Annotated in this window: 21 protein-coding genes and 1 pseudogene; 13 read left to right on the forward strand and 9 right to left on the reverse strand. The window is 67.1% G+C overall.

What is annotated here, in order from left to right; translation table 11 throughout:
* Window positions 1-4: 4 nt before the first annotated feature.
* The 6 genes and pseudogenes from E2F46_RS04725 to miaB all read right to left on the reverse strand — a co-directional run.
* Window positions 5-1,156, reverse strand: a complete 1,152-nt coding sequence (locus E2F46_RS04725; RefSeq protein ID WP_133320918.1) for a DUF418 domain-containing protein — start codon at window positions 1,154-1,156, stop codon at window positions 5-7.
* A 78-nt stretch (window positions 1,157-1,234) separates the two neighbouring features.
* Window positions 1,235-1,717, reverse strand: coding sequence for an rRNA maturation RNase YbeY (gene ybeY / locus E2F46_RS04730; protein WP_133320919.1), 483 nt, complete (start codon window positions 1,715-1,717; stop codon window positions 1,235-1,237).
* A complete protein-coding gene (locus E2F46_RS04735) occupies window positions 1,714-2,592 on the reverse strand; it encodes a hypothetical protein (RefSeq protein WP_133320920.1) in 879 nt (292 codons plus the stop codon). The genes ybeY and E2F46_RS04735 overlap by 4 nt, the downstream gene beginning before the upstream one ends.
* A gap of 60 nt (window positions 2,593-2,652) precedes the next feature.
* Window positions 2,653-3,636 carry a PhoH family protein gene (locus tag E2F46_RS04740; protein ID WP_133320921.1) on the reverse strand — a complete coding sequence of 328 codons (984 nt, stop codon included), beginning with the start codon at window positions 3,634-3,636 and terminating at the stop codon, window positions 2,653-2,655.
* Between the two features lie 19 nt (window positions 3,637-3,655).
* Entirely contained in the window at window positions 3,656-3,973 is a 318-nt protein-coding gene (locus E2F46_RS04745) for a hypothetical protein (protein WP_133320922.1), read from the reverse strand.
* Window positions 3,974-4,057: 84 nt separating this feature from the next.
* Window positions 4,058-5,395: pseudogene (gene miaB / locus E2F46_RS04750) on the reverse strand (tRNA (N6-isopentenyl adenosine(37)-C2)-methylthiotransferase MiaB); the annotation flags it as partial.
* Between the two features lie 322 nt (window positions 5,396-5,717).
* Here miaB and E2F46_RS04755 point away from each other — a divergent pair.
* From E2F46_RS04755 to E2F46_RS04780, 6 genes are all read left to right on the forward strand, one after another.
* The gene (locus E2F46_RS04755; RefSeq protein WP_425599800.1) at window positions 5,718-6,671 is read left to right on the forward strand and encodes a lytic transglycosylase domain-containing protein; all 954 of its coding nucleotides are present in this window, start codon (window positions 5,718-5,720) and stop codon (window positions 6,669-6,671) included.
* A gap of 170 nt (window positions 6,672-6,841) precedes the next feature.
* Window positions 6,842-7,495 carry a ubiquinol-cytochrome c reductase iron-sulfur subunit gene (gene petA / locus E2F46_RS04760; protein WP_133320925.1) on the forward strand — a complete coding sequence of 218 codons (654 nt, stop codon included), beginning with the start codon at window positions 6,842-6,844 and terminating at the stop codon, window positions 7,493-7,495.
* A 3-nt stretch (window positions 7,496-7,498) separates the two neighbouring features.
* Window positions 7,499-8,758 (forward strand): cytochrome b, encoded by a 1,260-nt coding sequence (locus E2F46_RS04765; RefSeq protein WP_133320926.1) that lies wholly within the window; start codon window positions 7,499-7,501, stop codon window positions 8,756-8,758.
* A complete protein-coding gene (locus E2F46_RS04770) occupies window positions 8,751-9,521 on the forward strand; it encodes a cytochrome c1 (protein WP_165967345.1) in 771 nt (256 codons plus the stop codon). The genes E2F46_RS04765 and E2F46_RS04770 overlap by 8 nt, the downstream gene beginning before the upstream one ends.
* Before the next feature lie 148 nt (window positions 9,522-9,669).
* Window positions 9,670-10,305, forward strand: a complete 636-nt coding sequence (locus E2F46_RS04775) for a glutathione S-transferase N-terminal domain-containing protein (protein WP_133320927.1) — start codon at window positions 9,670-9,672, stop codon at window positions 10,303-10,305.
* A 124-nt stretch (window positions 10,306-10,429) separates the two neighbouring features.
* The gene (locus E2F46_RS04780; RefSeq protein ID WP_133320928.1) at window positions 10,430-10,879 is read left to right on the forward strand and encodes a ClpXP protease specificity-enhancing factor; all 450 of its coding nucleotides are present in this window, start codon (window positions 10,430-10,432) and stop codon (window positions 10,877-10,879) included.
* Window positions 10,880-10,952: 73 nt separating this feature from the next.
* Here the strand turns inward: E2F46_RS04780 and E2F46_RS04785 are convergent, their stop codons facing one another.
* On the reverse strand, window positions 10,953-11,270 hold the full coding sequence (locus tag E2F46_RS04785) for a DUF3301 domain-containing protein (RefSeq protein WP_133320970.1): 318 nt from the start codon (window positions 11,268-11,270) through the stop codon (window positions 10,953-10,955).
* Between the two features lie 126 nt (window positions 11,271-11,396).
* Here E2F46_RS04785 and E2F46_RS04790 point away from each other — a divergent pair, with 126 nt between their 5' ends.
* Complete coding sequence (locus E2F46_RS04790; RefSeq protein WP_165967346.1) at window positions 11,397-12,197, forward strand: FHA domain-containing protein; 801 nt, start codon at window positions 11,397-11,399, stop codon at window positions 12,195-12,197.
* Between the two features lie 62 nt (window positions 12,198-12,259).
* Here E2F46_RS04790 and nadC read toward each other — a convergent pair whose 3' ends face one another.
* Window positions 12,260-13,144, reverse strand: coding sequence for a carboxylating nicotinate-nucleotide diphosphorylase (nadC, locus tag E2F46_RS04795; protein WP_133320930.1), 885 nt, complete (start codon window positions 13,142-13,144; stop codon window positions 12,260-12,262).
* Window positions 13,141-13,410 carry a Trm112 family protein gene (locus E2F46_RS04800; protein ID WP_133320931.1) on the reverse strand — a complete coding sequence of 90 codons (270 nt, stop codon included), beginning with the start codon at window positions 13,408-13,410 and terminating at the stop codon, window positions 13,141-13,143. The genes nadC and E2F46_RS04800 overlap by 4 nt, the downstream gene beginning before the upstream one ends.
* A gap of 57 nt (window positions 13,411-13,467) precedes the next feature.
* On the opposite strand from E2F46_RS04800, the gene purE reads away from it, so the two are divergent.
* From purE to E2F46_RS04830, 6 genes are all read left to right on the forward strand, one after another.
* On the forward strand, window positions 13,468-13,971 hold the full coding sequence (purE, locus tag E2F46_RS04805) for a 5-(carboxyamino)imidazole ribonucleotide mutase (RefSeq protein WP_133320932.1): 504 nt from the start codon (window positions 13,468-13,470) through the stop codon (window positions 13,969-13,971).
* Window positions 13,972-13,981: 10 nt separating this feature from the next.
* Complete coding sequence (locus E2F46_RS04810; protein WP_133320933.1) at window positions 13,982-15,127, forward strand: 5-(carboxyamino)imidazole ribonucleotide synthase; 1,146 nt, start codon at window positions 13,982-13,984, stop codon at window positions 15,125-15,127.
* A 101-nt stretch (window positions 15,128-15,228) separates the two neighbouring features.
* The gene (gene grxD, locus E2F46_RS04815; RefSeq protein ID WP_133320934.1) at window positions 15,229-15,549 is read left to right on the forward strand and encodes a Grx4 family monothiol glutaredoxin; all 321 of its coding nucleotides are present in this window, start codon (window positions 15,229-15,231) and stop codon (window positions 15,547-15,549) included.
* Entirely contained in the window at window positions 15,546-16,286 is a 741-nt protein-coding gene (locus E2F46_RS04820) for an SDR family NAD(P)-dependent oxidoreductase (protein ID WP_243720299.1), read from the forward strand. Before grxD ends, E2F46_RS04820 begins: the two co-directional genes overlap by 4 nt.
* The gene (locus E2F46_RS04825; RefSeq protein WP_133320935.1) at window positions 16,283-16,870 is read left to right on the forward strand and encodes a YhgN family NAAT transporter; all 588 of its coding nucleotides are present in this window, start codon (window positions 16,283-16,285) and stop codon (window positions 16,868-16,870) included. Before E2F46_RS04820 ends, E2F46_RS04825 begins: the two co-directional genes overlap by 4 nt.
* A gap of 257 nt (window positions 16,871-17,127) precedes the next feature.
* Window positions 17,128-20,424 (forward strand): TonB-dependent receptor, encoded by a 3,297-nt coding sequence (locus E2F46_RS04830; protein WP_133320936.1) that lies wholly within the window; start codon window positions 17,128-17,130, stop codon window positions 20,422-20,424.
* Window positions 20,425-20,536 lie beyond the last annotated feature (112 nt).

Genomic DNA, 20,536 nt, shown 5'->3' on the forward strand with positions numbered 1-20,536 from the left:
ATCTTCAGCCCGCGCCGGGGGCGGCCAGCCGCCGGTAGCCGGCGTGCCACAGCCACTCCAGCGGCCCGCGCCGGAAGCGTCGCAGCCACAGGTGCGCGAACACCATCACCATGCCCGCGACTGCGAGGAAAACCGCCACGGTCGCCGGGACCCGGCTGTCGGCCGTCAACCTTGCCGCCAGGCCGAAGCCCCAGCCGTAGCAGAGGATCGAGGCGAGGATGTTCTGCAGCACGTAGCCGCTCAGCGCCATCCGCCCGACGTCCGCGAGCCGACGGCCGATGGCACCGATGCGCTGCCGGTGGACATGGAACCCGGCTACCAGCGCCAGCAGGCCGAAGGCCACCAGTGGCGCCAGGCCGTAACGCGCGAACATCCACCCGGCGTCGCCGCCACCGAGGCCGATCGCGAAGTCCAGCGGCAGCGCCACGCCCAACCCCAACAGCATCATGCGCCGGCGCAGCACGGCGCCGCGTGCCTCCAGCACCCCGCGCGCATGCAACCGCGCGCCGGCCAGGAACAGCGCCACCGACAGGAAGAAGATGAAGGCCGGTTCCAGCCGGAACAGCACCACGTGCTCGATGCGCAGCTGCACCAGTTGCCACCATGTGCCGTCGGCATACGGATTGAACCCCAGCACCGGTGGCTCGGCGCGCTGGTCGCCCGCGGCCAGCATGGCCAGGGTCAGCATGGTCAGCAACGCGACGTGGATCGCAGCTGCGGTCCACATCCACGCACGCTGGCTGCGTTCGCTGGTGGCCAGCACGTAGGCGACGACAGCGCCAGTGACCGCATAGCCCATCAGTACGTCGAACTCGACCACCAGCAGGTAGTGCAGCAGGCCATCGAGAAACAGCAGCGACGCGCGCCACAGGTAGGGGCCGGGCCAGCGGCGGCCAGCGCGTAGCGCGGACTCCCGCTGGATCGCCAGGCCGATGCCGAACATGATCGTCAACAGGCCGAGGAACTTGCCTTGCGAGGCTTGTTGCAACACCTTCTCTGCGACGCCCATCGCACCATCGGCGCCGAAGCTGCTCTCGATGTAGCCGATCAGGCCCTCGGGATGGGTGAAGATCCAGATGTTGGTCGCGAGCGTGCCGAGGATCGCGATGCCGCGCAGCACGTCCAGCGACAGGATGCGTGTCGTCGTAGTCCCCATGTCGGCGATTCTGTCATGGCGACGGGATGCCGCCGACTGGCGGAGGTACACATGACCATCGTCATGCGACGCCGCACGTCACTCGTCGCGGTAGGGGTCTTCGACGCCCAGAGCGGCCAGGATCTCGCGTTCGAGCTGCTCCATGCACTCGGCCTCCCGCGTGTCCTCATGGTCCCAGCCCAGCAGGTGCAGCACGCCGTGCACGGTCAAGTGCGCGTAGTGCGCGTTCAGGGTCTTCTTCTGCTCGCGCGCCTCCCGTGCCACCACCGGTGCGCACAGCACCAGGTCCCCCAGAAGCGGGAATTTGACGCCCTTCGGCAGGCCTTCTGGCAACTCGGCCGGAAAGCTGAGCACGTTGGTGGCGTAGTCCCTGCTCCGGTAGTGGCGATTGAGCGCACGGCCTTCCTTCGCGCCGACGATGCGGATGGCGAGGTCGGCCTCGCGGATGCGGCCCTCGAGCGCTGCAGCGGCCCACTTGCGGAAGCTGTTGGCGGCCGGCAGGCCCTTGCGCGGGATCGCATAGCCCACGGCGACGTCGAGGCGGATCGGGCCGCGGGTCATCGGCTGCTCCAGTCGCCAGGCTGGTATTCAATCGTGACCACTTCGACGTCTTCCCCGAGTGCGGCGAGCGAACCATCCTCTTTACCGGTGCAGTTGCCATCGCGTGCCGCCACCAGGCCGGAGACCAGCGACCGCTGGGTGGCCTTCCGGCTGGCGTCGTCTTCCCGTCCTTCCGGTGGAACGAACACATCGATGGTGGCGCATCCGCCGACATTGAGCGCCGAGATCGCTGGCACCAGCGTGCGCATGGCATGGTCGGTCAGTGTCGAGAAGGCATCCTCGTCGATTCTTTCCTCGGCGGCCGAAACGCGTCCCTTGAAAAAGTGCAGGTGGCGGTAGAACAGGTATCCACGCGAACGCATCGGCAGTCCGCTGGGAAGGTGCACGTAGGCCAGCTTCATCCGCTGGCCATGAATGCGTTCATCCAGGATCAGCATCTGCAGATCGGCAGGCAGCGGGTCGGCGGGATCGACGCGTACTCCCGGATCGGTCGATCCGGTGCCATCGGCATCGGAAGGATCGATGGTGAAGGCAGCATCCTCGGTGATGCGCATGTCGCTGTAATAGCCGCGCTCCTCGCCCACCTTGAACGTCGCGCGGAAATCCCGCATGCCCTTGTCCAGTGCGTGTTGGGCAGGCATCCGGCCGGCGGCATAGACGAAAATGTCGAACCGCGTCTCGGGGTGGTCCGCGCGCGCATAGCGCATGGACACCCCGTTGAACCGATTGCGCGCGTCGTAACTCGTGCCCTCAAGCACGTAATCGGCCACTGCCTTCGGGATGACGACGTGCGTCCGGGTGATGAATGGAACGGGAGCCTCGTCACCTGCCCATGCAGGCGCAAGCATGGACAGGAGTGCCAGCACGCCGGCCAAGTGGTGTCCCCGCATCGTCACGCCTCCAGCCTTCGAGATCGCCATGGCCTGTTGTCGATACTACGCCGGTCCCGTCTGCGCATCATTGGCATCGCGCCGGTCGTAGGCGCTGACGATACGCGCCACCAGCGGATGGCGCACCACGTCCTTCGCCTCGAAGAAGGTGAAGCTGACGCCTTCCACGTCGCGCAGCACTTCGATCGCGTCCTTCAGGCCGGATTTCACGTGCTTGGGCAGGTCGATCTGGGTCATGTCGCCGGTGACCACGGCGGTGCTGCCGAAGCCGAGGCGGGTCAGGAACATCTTCATCTGTTCGATGGTGGTGTTCTGCGCTTCGTCGAGGATCACGAACGCATCGTTGAGCGTGCGCCCGCGCATGTAGGCCAGCGGCGCGATCTCGATCACGTTCTTCTCCAGCAGCTTGACCACCTTCTCCACGCCCAGCATCTCGTACAGCGCGTCGTACAGCGGGCGCAGGTAGGGATCGACCTTCTGGGTCAGGTCGCCGGGCAGGAAGCCGAGCTTCTCGCCCGCTTCGACGGCAGGACGCACCAGGATCAATCGCTGCACGCGCGATTCGTTGAGCGCATCGACCGCCATCGCCACGGCGAGGAAGGTCTTGCCGGTGCCGGCCGGACCGATGCCGAAGTTGATGTCGTGCGTGGTGATGGCGTGCAGGTACTTCTGCTGGTTGGCGCCACGGCCGCGGATGTTGCCGCGCTTGACGCGGACCGAAACCTCCTGCGGCGCGTACTCGTCCTCGACGCGCCCGACATTGGATTCGCTCAGGCGCAGGTTGATGGCGTGGCTGTCGAAGGTTTCGGTGGCCGCTTCGTCGTAGAGCGCACGCAGCAGTTTCTCGGCCCGTGCCAGCATCCTGCCGTCCCGGCCGGACACGCGGAACACGTTGCCGCGGTTGGAGATCTCCACGCCCAGGCGCAGTTCGATCTGGCGCAGGTGCCCGTCGAACGGACCGGCGAGGTTGGCCAGGCGCTCTGTGTCGGCGGGTTCGAGGATGAAGTCGCGTTGCGGGAGGGCAGTCATGGGACGGGTCGGTTCGTACTCAGTGCCGCGTCTCGGATTCCGCGGAATCCTCGATCGGCCATTGGTGGAAGACATAGACCTCGCCATCGGCGAGGGCCTGGTCGAAGTGATCTGGATCGGGTGCGTCGTCGCGTTCCACCCGTTCCGGCTCATCCTCGACCGCGATGGCCTGCCAATCCTGCGCCCGCACATAGGCCGCGGCATGTTGCACCGGATCGTCGGCCATCGACGGCGTGACGTAGCAGACCACGAACGCGCCGCCGGCCACGTCGAAGTCCGGGCTGTCGGGGAGCGGACGGGCTTCGAGGGTGAAGACCCAGAGCGTGGTTGGCGACATGTCGGTCCGCGGCGGCGGGGGATGGTGGAGCGGGGCGGCCAGCCTAGCGCGCTGCGTGGCGCGAGACAAAGCGTGCCTGAGGCGTCATGCGCCGTCCACGCCTGCCACGCGTCCGCGCAGGGAATTGCTCATCGCCTCGGTGATGACAACATCGACGAACTGCCCGACCAGCCGTGGCGGCGCGGGGAAATTCACCGAGCGCATGTTCTCGGTCTTGCCGGTCAGTTCGTTCGGATCCTTGCGCGACGGGCCTTCCACCAGCACGCACTGCACGCTGCCCACCATCGCCTGCGAGATCTTCGCCGCATTGGCGTTGATGGTCGCTTGCAGGCGCGACAGGCGCGCGTGCTTCACTTCGTCCGACACGTCGTCGGGCAGGTCGGCGGCGGGCGTGCCCGGGCGGCGCGAGTAGATGAAGCTGAAGCTCTGGTCGAAGCCGACGTCTTCGATCAGCTGCATCGTCTTCTCGAAATCGGCATCGGTCTCGCCGGGAAAGCCGACGATGAAATCCGAACTGATCGAAATGCCGGGCCGCACCGCGCGCAGCTTGCGGATCTTCTGCTTGAATTCCAGCGCGGTGTAGCCGCGCTTCATCGCCGACAGGATGCGGTCGCTGCCCGACTGCACGGGCAGGTGCAGGTAGTTGGCCAGCTGCGGCACGTCGCGATACGCATCCACCAGTGAATCGCTGAATTCCAGCGGGTGCGAGGTGGTGAAGCGGATGCGGTCGATGCCGTCGATCTCGGCCAGGGTACGGATCAGCAGGCCGAGGTCTGCCAGTTCTTCCGTGCCCTCCATCGCGCCACGGTACGCATTGACGTTCTGGCCCAGCAGGTTGACCTCGCGCACACCCTGGCCGGCCAGTTGCACCACCTCGACCAGTACGTCCTCGAACGGGCGGCTGATCTCGGTGCCGCGGGTGTAGGGCACCACGCAGAAGCTGCAGTACTTGCTGCAGCCTTCCATGATCGAGACGAACGCGCTCGGGCCCTCGGCGCGCGGCTCGGGCAGGCGGTCGAACTTCTCGATCTCGGGGAAGCTGATGTCGACCTGCGGTTTCTTCTCGGCGCGGCGGGCGCGGAGCAATTCCGGCAGGCGATGCAGGGTCTGCGGCCCGAACACCAGGTCGACATAGGGCGCGCGCCTGACGATCGCCTCGCCTTCCTGCGAGGCCACGCAGCCGCCAACGCCGATGATCACGTCGCGGCCGTCCTGCTTCAGCGCCTTCCAGCGGCCGAGCTGGCTGAACACCTTTTCCTGCGCCTTCTCGCGGATCGAGCAGGTGTTGACCAGCACCACGTCGGCTTCCTCGACGTTGGAAGTCAGCTCCAGCCCGTCGCTGGCGGCCAGTACGTCGGCCATCTTGGCCGAGTCGTACTCGTTCATCTGGCAGCCGTGGGTCTGGATGAACAGCTTGCCCCGAGGCGGCAGGGCCGTGGCGGGCGAAGGGGCGCTGGGCGTGGCGGCGGCGGACGGGGTGTCCGCGAGGATCGGCAGGCGGGTCATGGCGTCTCCGGGGGCGCGGCGGTGAGTCCGGGCCGGATGGCTGGGGGCGGCAGTGTAAGCCCTTCGGGGGGAGCGGCGCCGGGTGCCATGGTGGCGCCGGGGCCGCCGGGATTGCGGTCCGGCCGGTCGGGGCCGATCATGCCGCGCTGTCCGGGTTTAGACACGGTTCTCCGTTTCACAATCAAGGACTTGGCATCGTGCCAGGAACGGAGGCATAGTCCGCATGCAAGGGGGAAGGATGCAACGCAGGGGTGTCGCCATCGTGATCGTCTGTTTGTTGGCCGCGGCTTCACCCGCGTTCGCCGGCACGATCTATCGTTGCGACGGCGCCGACGGCATCCCCAGCTATGTCAGCAAGCGCGTCCCCGGCGCAACCTGCGTCGTGGTCAGCAGCTACCGACCCGCCGCTGCGACCGCCAGGCCCGCCCCGGCCGCCACTGGCAGCGCCACGCCCGCGACCCGGGTGGCGGGCGCGTCGACCGGAGGCGGCGGTGGCGGCGCGGCCCCTGCCACGTTCATGGGCGGCACCGCGGCCGCTACGCCTGTCGCGGCCGTTTCCTCCAGTGCCACGCCCACGGCGCGCCCGGCGTCCACGCCTGCGGGCAGCCGCCGATTGCAGCAGGGACAGGTCTATTCCTACATCAAGGATGGCGTGCGCCACTACACCAGCGCCCGTCCGCGCGGCGGCGAAGGCGTCAGCGCGGTGCGCACCATCAACTACAGCTTCTTCGAAACCTGCTACGCCTGCGGCGCCGCGCCCGGCGTGAACTTCGGCAACGTCCGTCTCAACACGACCGCCTATTCGGCCGAGGTCAGCGCCGCCGCCCGCAAGTTCGGCGTGGAAGAAGCGGTGGTGCGCGCGATCATGCACGCCGAATCGGCGTTCAATCCGAATGCGCTGTCGCGCGCCGGCGCGCAGGGGCTGATGCAGCTGATGCCGGCCACCGCCCGGCGTTTCGGCGTGACCAATGCCTTCGACCCCGTGCAGAACATCCATGGCGGCGTCGAATACCTCGCCTGGCTGCTGAAGCGCTTCAACGGCGACCTGACACTCGCCGCGGCCGGTTACAACGCCGGCGAGGGTGCGGTGGACCGCCATCGCGGGGTTCCGCCATACAACGAGACCCAGCGCTACGTGCAGCGCGTGGCCGTGCTGGCGGAGCGCTATCGCGGCCAGGTGGCTGCCAACTGACTGATTCGCTTGCGGAACGGCTGGCGGTACTGGCGCTGGCGCGCAGGTAGGCGTTGTCGGCTGATTCAGCGTTCCGTTACACTTTGCCGTCTTTATGCGACCGCAGCCGGTAACGGCGGCGGGACGCGGCAGCCACGCCTGACAGCTACCGAACGTTCGCGGAGTTCCGGATGTCCAATGATGCGGTGATCGATCCTGCCGAGGGGGCAGGCCCCGACAATTCCGGGAGGCGCCGGTTCCTGACCGCCACCACGGCCGTGGTCGGTGCCGTTGGTGCCGGGTTCGCGGCGGTGCCGTTCATCAAGTCCTGGAACCCCAGTGCCCGCGCCCAGCTGGCCGGCGCGCCGGTGACGGCCGATATCAGTGGCCTGCAGGAAGGCCAGCGCCTGGTCCTGGAATGGCGCGGCCAGCCGATCTGGATCGTGCGTCGCTCGCCGGCGATCCTCGAGGCGCTGCCCACGCTGGACGACCAGCTGCGCGACCCGATGTCGGAAAACCCGGAGCAGCAGCCCGACTACATCCGCGAAGCCAGCCCGCAGCTGCGCTCGCTGAAGCCGGAGATCTCGGTGCTGGTGGGCCTGTGCACGCACCTGGGCTGCGCGCCGGAGATGGTGGCCGAGATCCGCCCCGAGCCGTTCGACGCCAACTGGAAGGGCGGTTACTTCTGCCCTTGCCACAAGTCGAAGTTCGACATGGCGGGCCGCGTCTACCAGGGCGTGCCGGCACCGACCAACCTGGTCGTGCCGCCGTACTACTTCGAGGACGACAACACCATCGTCGTCGGCGTCGATCCCTCCGCAACCGACGCCACGGGGGCCGCGTAAGCCATGTCGAACGTGATCGTGCGTACCGCAAACAACGTGTGGGACTGGTTCAACGAGCGCGCGCCGGGCTTCATGCCCGTGTATCGCAAGCACATGAGCGAGTACTACGCGCCGAAGAACTTCAACATCTGGTACATCTTCGGCGTGCTGTCGCTGGTGGTGCTGGTCAACCAGATCGTGACCGGCATCTTCCTGACCATGCACTACAAGCCCAGCGCGGAGGAAGCCTTCGCGTCGGTCGAGTACATCATGCGCGACGTGGAGTGGGGCTGGCTGATCCGCTACATGCACAGCACCGGCGCCTCGCTGTTCTTCATCGTCGTGTACATCCACATGTTCCGCGGCCTGATGTACGGCAGCTACCAGAAGCCGCGCGAGCTGGTGTGGATCCTGGGCATGCTGATCTACCTGGTGCTGATGGCCGAGGCCTTCCTGGGCTACGTGCTGCCGTGGGGCCAGATGTCGTTCTGGGGCGCGAAGGTGATCATCTCGCTGTTCGGCGCGGTGCCCGTCATCGGCAACGGCCTGACCGAATGGATCATGGGCGACTACCTGCCCAGCGACGCCACCCTCAACCGCTTCTTCGCGCTGCACGTGATCGCGCTGCCGCTGGTGCTGCTGCTGCTGGTGGTGCTGCACATCTTCGCGCTGCATGAAGTGGGTTCGAACAACCCCGATGGCGTCGAGATCAAGAAGGGCCCCAAGGGCAACCGCTGGTCGAAGACCGCGCCCGCCGACGGCATCCCCTTCCACCCGTACTACACGGTGAAGGACACGTTCTACGTGGTCGCGTTCTTCGTGCTGGCGGCGTTCGTGATCTTCTTCGCGCCCGATTTCGGCGGCTGGTTCCTCGAACACGACAACTTCGTCGAGGCCAACCGGCTGGTCACGCCCGAGCACATCAAGCCGGTCTGGTACTACACGCCTTACTACGCGATGTTGCGCGTGGTGCCCGACAAGCTGGGCGGCGTGCTGGTGATGTTCGGTGCCATCGCGATCCTGTTCCTGGTGCCGTGGCTCGACCGCGCGCGCGTGCGGTCCTACCGCTACCGCGGCCTGCTGTCGAAGCTGCTGCTCGCGGCGTTCGCGGTCAGCTTCATCTGGCTGGGCAAGATCGGCGCCGGGCCGGGCACGGACCCGGTCGAGACCATCGTCGGCCGCTTCCTGACCGCCTTCTACTTCCTGTTCTTCCTGACGATGCCGATCTGGACCAGGATCGACAAGACCAAGCCGGTGCCGGATCGGGTGACGACGCATGACTAAGACTTCCAAAGCCCCGTCCGTGATGAAGCGCGTGGCTGCGTTTGCCGGCGGCTTGCTCTTGTCCGCGACGGCGCTCGCCGCGGATCCAGCGGTGCCGCTGCAACAGTCAGGCACCGACCTGACCGACCGCGCGTCGTTGCAGCGTGGCGCGCAGCTGTTCATGAACTACTGCTCCGGCTGCCACTCCCTCAAGTACCTGCGCTATTCGCGCATGGCGGAGGACCTGGGCCTGACCGAGGACGAGGTGATGGCCAACCTCAACCTCACCGGCGCGCAGTTCGGTTCGCACATCGTGTCCGCGATGCCGGCCGAAGGCTCGGCCAGCTGGTTCGGCCAGGTCCCGCCGGACCTCTCGTTGACGGTGCGCAGCAAGCTGGGCGGCCCGGACTGGGTCTACACCTACCTGAAGTCGTTCTACCTCGACGAAAGCCGGCCGCTGGGCTGGAACAACACCATGTTCCCCAACGCCTCGATGCCCAATGTGTTCTGGGAGCAGCAGGGGCTGCAGCGCGCGGTGTATGGCGAGGTGGACGAGGTGACCGGCGAGCCGGTCGTGGAGCGTCTCGAGATCGCCACGCCGGGCACGCAGTCCGCGGCGGAGTTCGACCAGACCATCCGCGACATCACCGCTTTCCTGCAATACGCGAGCGAACCGATCGCCGCCAAGCGCCAGGCGATGGGCGTGTGGGTGATCCTGTTCCTCGTGTTCCTCGCGTTCCTCGCGTGGATGTTGAAGAACGAGTACTGGAGGGACGTGCACTAAGCGCACGCAGGGTGCCGCGCGCGCACGGGTTTTCTTTCCCGTCGTTTGCGCGCACGGCATCGTGTTGCGCCGGTACCGGGGCGACCGCCTGCGAGGGGCAGTCGGCGCCAATGCGGCTGGCGGATCCGGCCGCGGGAGATCGCCCGTGATGGCAGCGAGTCCACGTATGCGCAATGCAATGACGTTGTTTTCCTCCGTCGATGACGTGTTGTGCCACCGCGTACGGCTGGTGCTGGCGGCGAAGGGCGTGACCTACGACCTGATCGCCGTCGATCCGCAGAACCCGCCGGAAGACCTGGTCGACCTGAATCCCTACCACTCGGTGCCCACCCTGGTCGAACGCGACCTGGTGCTGTACGCCGCCAGCGTGGTCAGTGAATACCTCGACGAACGCTATCCGCATCCGCCGTTGATGCCGGTCGATCCGCTGTCGCGTGCACGCCTGCGCCTGGCCATGTTGCGCATCGAACACGACTGGGTGCCGCAGGTGCAGGCCATCCAGTTCGGCAACAAGCAGCAGGCCGATGCCGGCCGCAAGCGCCTGAAGGAACTGCTGACCGCCTCGGTGCCGCTGTTCAAGGCCAGCAAGTTCTTCCTCAATCCGGAAATGAGCCTCGCCGATTGCGCGATGGCGCCGATCATCTGGCGCCTGGATGCGCTGGAGATCCCGCTGCCAAAGGACGGCAAGGCGATCGAGGACTACGGCAACCGGATCTTCCGCAATCCCGGGTTCGTGCGCAGCCTCACGCCGCAGGAAAAGCACCTGCGCAACCTGCCGGAGTAACCCCTGCCGCGATGGCGGCGGTCGAGTTTGTCGCTGCCTCCCGGCGCTCGCCATCGATTCGCGCCCGTCGGGCCCCGCCTCCGTTGCGCGACGGAAACGCCCGGTTTCGGCATACTGATGGCGTATGCCCGATACGCCGCCCAGCATGACCAGCCACCGCCCGTACCTGTTGCGGGCCTTGTACGAGTGGATCGCCGACAATGGCATGACCCCGCACATCCTCGTCGATGCGCAGCAGCCCGGCGTGCGCGTGCCGCCGCACACGGTCAAGGAAGGGCGGGTGGTGCTGAATATCGCCGAGCGCGCGGTGGCGAAGCTTGAACTCGACAACGAAAGCGTGCGCTTCACCGCGCGCTTCGGTGGCGTGAGCCACCCGGTGATGGTGCCGATCGCGGCGGTGATGGCGATCTATGCGCGAGAGACGGGGCAAGGCATGGCGCTGCCGGAAGACACGATGGCCGATCCGCCGGAGGACGATCCGACGCCGCCGGATGACACGCCGCCGGATTCCAAGACCGATGACGAGGCGCCTGCACCTGCCAAGCGCCCGCCGTTCCTGCGCGTGGTGAAGTAGGCCATGCGTAGGGGAACAAACCGGTCGAAGTCTCGCACCGCGGATGCAGCCGCCGATGCTGCGTGCAACCGTGCTACAGCGACGCCTCGCGCGCGCGCGGTCCGCTGAAGGCCACCAGCTTGTCGCCGAACAGCACCAGGCGGCCAACGTGTCGCTCGACGCCGTCGTCGGAATACTCGAACCGGAAGCTGCGCTCCACGCCGAGCCAGCCGCTGTCGTGTCGACGCAGCCTCAGGCCGCTGGCATGCACGCTCTGGTCCAGCCAGATCACGCCTGCGTTGCGGCAGGCATCGCGGCCGAGGGCGGTGGCGCGCTCGGCCGCGTCGCGCGACGCGCTCCACCACGCGAAGATCACGGCACCGGCAATCATGAGCAGGGTCAGGCTGTACATCGGGGGTCGGACCAGGTGGGTGGCGGGAGCCGGCATGGCGCATGGCCGACGACAGTGTAAGCGCGCATGTGGCGACCAATCACGATCTTGTCGCCGCCTTCACCGCCCTGTCTGCAACGTGCGCCGATGAAACTCGTCTTCCCCGGTGGTGAACATCCCCAGGTCATGCTCGGCCCCGGCGTCAGCCGCGTGGGCTCGGGGCCGGACGCCAACATCGTGCTGGCGTCGCCGGGCGTGAAGCCGCGCCACTGCGAACTCCACGTCACTGCGCGCGGGGTGATGATGCAGGTCCCGGATGGCACCGATGTCCGGGTCAATGATCGCAACGTCAGCGGGATGATCGCGCTGCGTCCGGGCGACCGGGTGGCCTTCGAGGGCGTGCAGGCGCGGCTGGCGTCGCATGATGCCGCCGCGCCGCTGCCAGACGCCGCCAATGCACCGCTGCCCGCGCCGGCCAACGACGACCTCGCGGCCACCATGGTGAGGCCCGTGCTGCCGCGCTACGTGCTGCGCGGGGTGTCCGCGGCCGGATTCGGGCGCACCTTCCCGTTGGTGGGTCCAACGCTGCTGGGACGCGCACCGGACTGTGGCGTCGTGCTCGACCACCCCGGCCTGTCGCGCCACCACGCCCGGCTGACGCCCACCGAGGAAGGGCTGCTGGTGGAAGACCTGGGATCGACCAACGGCTGCCTGCTCAACGATGTTGCGATCGATCGCGCCTGGGCGCGGCACGGCGACGAGATCGGCGTCGATACGCTGCGCTTCCGCGTGGTGATGCCGGGTGCGGCCGAGCCGGTTCGTGCAAACGGGCATGCGGCCCGTGCTGCGAGGGCGAACGCGACGCGCACGGGCGTGCTGGCGTGGGTGCTGGTCGTGGCGGCTGCGGCCGCCTTGGCGGCGCTATGGCTGTTCGCGACCCGCGCCTGAGCCTTTCGCCGCTGCAGTCGGCCTAGCCTGCGCCAGAACCTCGGTCGCGGCCGAGCCGGCGTTCATGGCGCCGGCAAGGGAGCGAGTTTCAACGACAGGTCGATGGCGCGCACATGCTTGGTCAGCGCGCCGATGGAGATGCAATCCACGCCGTCTTCGGCGATGGCACGCACGGTGTCCAGGTCGACGCCACCGGACACTTCCAGCGGGATCCTCGCGTGGTATGGCGCGGCATGCGCAATCCGCACCGCCTCGCGTCGGGTGGCGGCATCGAAATCATCCACCAGGATGCGGTCGCACCCGGTCTCCAGCGCCTCGCGCAGCTGGTCCAGAGTTTCCACTTCCACGATCAGCGGCAAGGACGGATGCATGCGACGCGCGGCAAGGATGGCCTGCGCCACCGAGCCGAAACCGCGAATGTGGTTTTCCTTCAGCATCACCGCGTCGTAAAGCGCCATGCGATGGTTGCGTCCGCCACCGACGCGCACGGCGTATTTCTGTGCCTGGCGCAGCCCGGGCAGGGTCTTGCGCGTGTCGAGGATGGCGGTGCCGGTGCCGCGCACGGCATCCACGTAGGCGGCGGTGGCCGTAGCGGTGCCGCCCAGCGTCTGCATGAAGTTCAGCGAGGCGCGTTCCGCGGACACCAGCGCACGAGCATGACCGGACAGCGTGGCGAGCACGGTGCCGGCGGCGACGCGATCGCCTTCCCGCACGTGCCAGTCGATGGCGACATCGGCGTCCAGCGCGCGGTGGCAGGCATCGAACCATGGCCGGCCGCACACCACCGCATCCTCCTTGCACAGCAGGCGCGCGCCATCCCGGCCGTCCGGCAGCAGCGCGGCGGTGGCGTCGCCGGGGCCGATGTCTTCGGCAAGCGCGCGGGCCACGTCGTCGGCCACCGCCTTCCAGGGCGGGTCGAAGGGTGCGTCGGCGCCGGGTGCGTTCATGCCTTGGGGAAGTCGCCGACCTGTGCAGTGGCGATGCCTTCCTCGACCAGCAGCACCGGGATGCCGTCGTCGATGCGATAGACGGTCTTGCGGTCCTGGGTGACCAGGGCTTCGGACAGGGCGTCGGGCTGCGGGCTGTCGTCGACGCGACGCACCGCGCCGCTGGCGATGCCGCGGTTCAATGCCTCCAGCCCGACCTTGTCGAGCAGGGCGAGCGGCTGCCGGCTGGACGGGCAGACGAGGATGTCGAGCAGTTTGCGATCCATGGCGACGTCATTGGCGGATGTGTCGGTAGAATACGTCTTTAGGCCCGGAACCGACCAATGCCTGCACCTTCTGACACCCCGCTGGTGGGGATCGTGATGGGATCGCGATCCGATTGGGACACGATGCAGCACGCCGCGGTCAAGCTCGATGCGTTGGGCGTGCCGCACGAGGTGCGCGTGGTATCGGCGCATCGTACGCCGGACGTGCTGTTCGATTACGCCGCAGGCGCGGAGGCGCGCGGGCTGCGCGCGATCATCGCCGGCGCCGGCGGTGCCGCGCATCTGCCGGGCATGCTGGCCGCGAAGACACCGGTGCCGGTGCTGGGGGTACCGGTGCAGAGCAAGGCGTTGAACGGACTGGACTCGCTGCTCTCCATCGTGCAGATGCCGGGCGGCGTGCCGGTGGCCACGTTCGCCATTGGCCAGGCGGGCGCCATCAATGCTGCATTGTTCGCGGCCGCGATGCTGGCCAACGAGCAGCCGCAGATCGGCGCGGCGCTCGCGGCCTTCCGCCAGCGCCAGACCGACGACGTCGCCGGCAACGACGATCCGCGGCAGTGAGCGCAAGGCGATGACGACCGTCGGAATCCTGGGGGGCGGCCAGCTCGCGCGCATGCTGGCGCTGGCCGGCGCGCCGCTGGGGTTGCGCTTCCTGGTGATGGACACCGTGGCCGATGCCTGTGCGGGCCAGTTCGCGCCGCTGCTGGTGGGTGACTATCGCGACGAATCGGCGTTGGCCGAGTTCGCGTCGAAAGTGGACGTGGTGACCTTCGATTTCGAGAACGTGCCGGCCACGTCCGCGGAGTGGTTGGCCGCGCGCGTGCCGGTGTTTCCCAATCCAAGCGCGCTGGCCGTGGCGCAGGACCGGCTGGCGGAGAAGACCCTGTTCCGCGAACTCGGCATCCCGGTGCCGGAGTTCATGGACGTGCCCGATCGCCTCGCGCTGGATGCCGCCATCGCCGCCATCGGCACGCCCTGCATCCTCAAGACGCGGCGGCTGGGCTACGACGGCAAGGGCCAGTTCCGGCTGAAGTCCAGCGCCGACGCCGATGCCGCGTGGCAGGCACTTGGGGCGCAGGCGGCGACCGTGGGCCTGATCCTCGAAGCGTTCGTGCCATTCGAGCGCGAGCTGAGCGTGGTGGCGGTGCGCGGGCGCGGTGGCGAGTTCCGCGCGTGGCCGTTGACCGAGAACTGGCATGTCGATGGCGTGCTCTCGGCCAGCCTGGCGCCCGCGCAGGTCGATGCCGCCTTGCACCACACCGCCATCGCCCATGCGCGCGCGTTGGCCGAACGGCTGGACTACGTGGGCGTGTTCGCGCTGGAACTGTTCTGCCGCGACGGGGTGCTGTCGGCCAACGAGCTCGCGCCACGCGTGCACAACTCCGGGCACTGGACGATCGAAGGCGCCGAGACGTCGCAGTTCCACAACCACTTGCGCGCCGTGCTGGGGTTGCCGCTGGGCGACACCGGCATGCGCGGCCATGCCTGCATGCTGAACTGGATCGGCGCGATGCCAGACGCCGGGCCGGTGCTGCGCGAGGCCGGCGGACACTGGCACGACTACGGCAAGCAGCCCCGCGACGGGCGCAAGGTGGGGCATGCCACGCTGCGCAGCGATTCTGGGGCGGGCCTGATGGCTGTGCTTGCACGAGCGGGCGAGGGCTTGGGAAGGCAGGCCCAGGTTGCGCCGGTGCTGGATGCCCTGCGAGGGCGTTGATTCTCGCCAGGCGCAGGGGGGCGCGCCTCGAAGCCTTACAATGTCCCCTTCGCAAACCCCGGGCCCGTCACTGGCAGCCGGCCGCGCCGAAGGAGTTCCCCATGTCCGTGCTCGATCGCATCCGCGATGAAGTCGAGACGCATCCCGTCGTGCTGTTCATGAAGGGCACGCCGCAATTCCCGATGTGCGGTTTTTCCAGCCGCACGGTGGAAGCATTGACGGCCGCGGGCGCCACGTCGTTTCGTGCCATCAACGTGCTGCAGGAACCGGAGATCCGCGCCAACCTGCCGCGTTTCTCCAATTGGCCGACCTTCCCGCAGTTGTTCATCCATGGCGAGCTGATCGGTGGCTGCGACATCACGCTGGAACTGCATGATTCCGGCGAACTGGCGCGGATGGTGTCGGAAGTGCAGCAGGCGTGAGCGCGGCGGCGGTCGAAGGCGCGCGCGTGCTCGATGGCCGCGTGGTGCTGGTGGCGGGCGCAGCGGGCGGGCTGGGGCGCGAAGCGGCGCTGGCGTGCGCCCGTGCGGGTGCCCGCGTGGTATTGCTCGGCCGCAAGGTGCCCAAGCTCAATCACGTGCATGACGCGATCGCGGCCGAGGGCGGCGAGGCGGCTTTGTATCCGCTGGACCTGGAAGGCGCGACGCCTGACGACTACCTCCAACTCGCCCAGCGCCTCGCCGACGCCTACGGCCGACTCGATGGCCTGCTGCATTGCGCAGCCCAGTTCCCGGGATTGACGCCGCTGGAACACACCGATCCCGCGATGTTCGCGCGCGGCCTCCATGTCAATCTCACCGCGCGCTGGTGGTTGACCCAGGCATGCCTGCCCCTGCTCAAGCGTGCGGACGATGGCGCAGTCGTATTCGCCATCGATGCGCCCGCGCGCACCGGTGGCGCCTACTGGGGCGCGTATGGCGTGGTGCAGCCAGCACTGGAATCGCTGGTGGCGATGCTGCACGCCGAAACCGCGTCGTCTTCGTTGCGCATCAGCGGCCTGCAGCCTGGGCCGATGCGCACGCCGCTGCGCGCGCGCGCCTACGCCGATGAGCGCGCGGCCGCCGCGCGCGATGCACGCGACTACGCACAGGCCTGCGTCACCTTGCTGTCCACGGATGGCATGCGCCACCGCGGCACGATGTGGGCACCAGCGCCGTGACCATCCTCTCGGCGGCACTGCTGCTGTTCCTGATCCTCGACCCGCTGGGCAACATCCCCGTGTTCCTCAGCATGCTGCGTCGGCTGGAGCCGAAACGGCAGCGCATCGTGCTGGCGCGCGAACTGCTGATCGCGCTGGTGGTGCTGATGGCCTTCCTGTGGGCCGGCAAGTACGCGCTGGAGGTCATGCACCTGCGACAGGAGTCGGTGTCGATCGCCGGCGGCATCATCCTGTTCCTGATCGGCATCCGGATGATCTTCCCGCCGCCGGAAGGGCTGATGGGCGAGATCCCCGATGGCGAGCCCTTCATCGTGCCGATGGCGATCCCGATGGTGGCCGGCCCGTCGGCGATGGCCGCGGTGATGCTGATGGGCAGCAACGAGCCCGACCGCCTAGGCGAGTGGAGCCTGGCCCTGCTGGCCGCGTGGGCAGCCACAGCCGCCATCCTGTTCACCGCTCCGTGGCTGTACCGGCTGCTTGGACTGCGGGCGCTGACCGCGGTCGAACGGCTGATGGGCATGCTGCTGGTCGCCATCTCGGTGCAGATGCTCCTTGATGGCGTCTCAAGCTACCTTGCGAATTAACTTTCGCCTGGATGCTGCACGGCACAACAAGCACTTAGCCGCACTAGCTAGACCGGCCGTTAAATCCTGCGGGATCAAGGGGTTCCATGCACATGACGTTGTCTTTTTGCTGTCATGTTCGGTCGGTATCGTGTTAACCTGTTGTTAACCCCATGTGATCCGTTTCTCCAATTTCCACGGAGAAGGCGCGGATCTCTTTGTTTACGTCCAGCAGTGTCTTTCCTGCCATCGCTTTCCTTGCATCGAGGCCTACCAACATGACTCACCACAATCGCGTTCGGCTGTCCAAGCTGTCGCTCGGTCTGATCGTCGCGCTTGCCGCGGCCCCCGCGTTCGCGCAGAGCACCTCCGCCGGTCTGGGTGGTGTGGTCACCGACAACAGCGGGCAGCCGGTCGCCGGTGCCGAAGTCGTCATCCGCCACGTGGAATCGGGCACGGTCAGCCGCGCCACCACCGATGCCAGCGGCCGCTACAACGCGCGAGGCCTGCGCGTCGGCGGTCCGTACGAAGTCGTGATCACGAAGCCGGGCGAGGGCACCGCCACCGAAAGCGACGTGTTCCTGAACCTCAACCAGATCAACACGGTCAACAGCACGCTGGCCGGGGACGTGACGTCCCTCGATGCGGTGACGGTCGTTGGCGTGGCGGGTGGCCTGGACGTGTTCAGCGCGAACAAGATGGGCACCGGCAGCAACGTCGATCGCGCCACCATCGAAGCGCTGCCCTCCATCGGCGGCAACATCCAGGACTACATCCGCCTCGATCCGCGCATCTCGCAGACCAGCAAGGGGCGTGGCGAAATCTCGGCCGGTGGCCAGAACACGCGCTTCAACTCGATCCGTGTCGACGGCGTGTCGGCCTCGGACACCTTCGGCCTGGAAGCGAACAATTCGCCGACCATGCGCCAGCCGGTTTCGATCGACGCCATCCAGGAAGTCAACATCGCGCTGGCCGACTACGACACCACCATCACCGGCGCCACCGGCGCGGTGGTCAATGCGGTCACCCGTTCGGGCACCAACAGCTTCTCCGGCAGCGTGTATTACTCGTACCGCGACAAGGACTGGGTGCGCAAGGACGATGGCGATGTCTACGGCTCGGCGCGTGGCCCCTTCACCGGCTTCATCGATGAAGAAACCTACGGCATGACCTTCGGCGGCCCGCTGATCCAGGACCGCCTGTTCTTCTTCGCGAACTACGAGAAGTTCACGCGTAGCGCGCCGGGGACCACGGTCAGCTCTGCCGCCGCCGCGATCACCAACCCGCAGATGGACCAGGTGATCCAGATCGCGCGCGACGTCTGGGGCATGGACATCGGCGGCTACGAGGCGCCGGACAACCTCAAGTCGGACCTCGAGGAGTATGCGGTCAAGATCGACTGGAACATCACCGACAACCACCGCGCCTCCGTGCGCTACAGCAAGGTCGAACAGGCCGACGTGTTCCTGTACGGCTTCAGCGGCACCGGCCGCTCGCTCAGCTCCAACTGGAGCGTGACCGACAAGACCGTCGAGTCGATCACCGCGCAGCTGTACAGCGACTGGACCAACAACTTCTCCACCGAGTTCAAGGTGTCCCACCGCGACTACTCGGCGGTGCGTAATCCGTTCTCGCGCCTGCCGGCGATCGGCGTGGCCTTCGGCACGCCCAACTCGACCACCGGCGCACCGTCTTCGCCGTTCCTGAACTTCGGCACCGACTCCTTCAGCCACTACAACGTGCTGGAGACCGAGACCCTCAATGCGTTCGGCGCGGCCACGTATTACGCCGGCGACCACGAGATCAAGTTCGGTTTCGACTACGAAGACAACGAGATCTACAACCTGTTCGGCCAGAACATCTTCGGCAGCTACACCTTCGCGTCCACGGCCGATTTCGCCGCGGGCCGCTACTGGCAGTACTCCTCGTTCGCACCGCAGCCGGGCGCGCCGCTGGACAGCATCGCCGCCGTCTACAGCCAGGACAACCTGGGCCTGTTCGTGCAGGATCGCTGGGCCGTCAACTACAACCTGACGTTGATGGCCGGCCTGCGCGTCGATCGCATCGGCTTGGGCGACACTCCGATGGAGAACGTACTGGTCGACCGCGTGTACGGTCTCGACAACACGCAGACGCTCGACGGTGCCAAGCTGTGGCAGCCGCGCTTCGGCTTCAACTACACCTTCGACAGCGATCGTCCCACGCAGGTGCGTGGTGGCCTCGGCCTGTTCCAGGGCGCAGCCGCCAACGTGTGGGTGGGCAATTCGTTCGCCAACACGGGCCGCAACCTGGTGGCCTACAGCACGCCGGCCTTCGGCAACCTGACAGAGGCGCAGCGCGCGGCGATCCGCGCCCAGTTCCCGTTCTCGCCCAACCCCGACAGCCAGCCGCAGCCGGTTGCCAACCAGCAGATGGCCGTCAACCTGATGGAAGAGGGCTTCAAGCAGCCGTCGGTGTGGAAGGCGAACCTGGCGTTCGAGCATGAACTGCCGTGGCATGGCCTGGTGGCTTCGGTCGAAGCGCTGTACACCCGCGTCAACGATGGCCTGCATTACGAGCGCCTCGACCTGGGCGCGCCGACGGGCTTCGGTCCGGATGGGCGCTCGCTGTACTGGGCAAATCGTGCGACGGGTGCCGGCGTGCGTGCCAACCAGAACGCCGAGATTGCTGCGCTGCGCGCCGCCAACCAGATGCCTGCCGGGTACGAGAACGTCACCGGCTGGGCGCCTGACGGCGTGATCCTGCTGAAGAACACCGACAAGGGCAGTTCGCAGCAGTTGACGGTCAGCCTGACCAAGCCGCTGGTCGAGAACTGGTCGTGGCTGCTGGGCTACACCTACACCCGTGCCACCGAAGTCAGCCCGCTGACCAGCTCGCGTGCCATTTCCAACTGGAACGGCCGCATGGTCTTCGACCCGAACGAGGAGGTCGCCGCGCGTTCCAATTACGAGTTGCGCGACCGCTTCACCGGTTCGCTGACCTGGCAGAAGGCGTTCTTCGGCGACTACAAGACCACGGCATCTGTGTTCTATGAAGGCCGCACCGGCAAGCCGTACAGCTGGGGCTTCAGCAACGACGCCAACGGCGATGGCTACGTCAACGACCTGTTCTACGTGCCGTCCGGCCCGGGCGACGTGATGTTCGTCGGCGGCGCCGCGATGGAAGCTGCGTTCTTCGATTGGCTGAACCGCAACCCGGACCTGCAGCGCTATGCCGGCAACGTCGTGCCGCGCAACGGTTCGCGTTCCGAGTGGGTCAACACCTTCGACGTCCGCTTCAGCCAGGAACTGCCGGGCTTCTTCAGCGGCCACAAGTCCGAGATCTGGCTGGACATCATGAACATCGGCAACCTGATCAACAAGGATTGGGGGCAGGTGTACGAAGTCGGCTTCCCGCTGCGTCGCAACGTCGCCCAGTTCCGCGGCGTCGATCCGGCGACCGGTCGCTACATCTACAACTTCGTGGAAGGCGGTTCGGGCAACACGGTCGGCAACGTGGACCTGTACGACAACCAGGACCAGACCAAGGGCATTTCCCGCTGGCAGCTGCAGGTGGGCTTCCGCTACAAGTTCTGATCCCGGGACACACGCTTTGAAAACGGACGGCCGGGGCAACCCGGCCGTTTCGTTTTGGCCCGGTTTCCGTTTCCCGGCGCCAGTGCGCTACATTCACGCCCCGAACGAGAGA

The sequence above is a fragment of the Luteimonas aestuarii genome, from assembly GCF_004357985.1.
Classification (GTDB): Bacteria; Pseudomonadota; Gammaproteobacteria; order Xanthomonadales; family Xanthomonadaceae; genus Luteimonas; species Luteimonas aestuarii.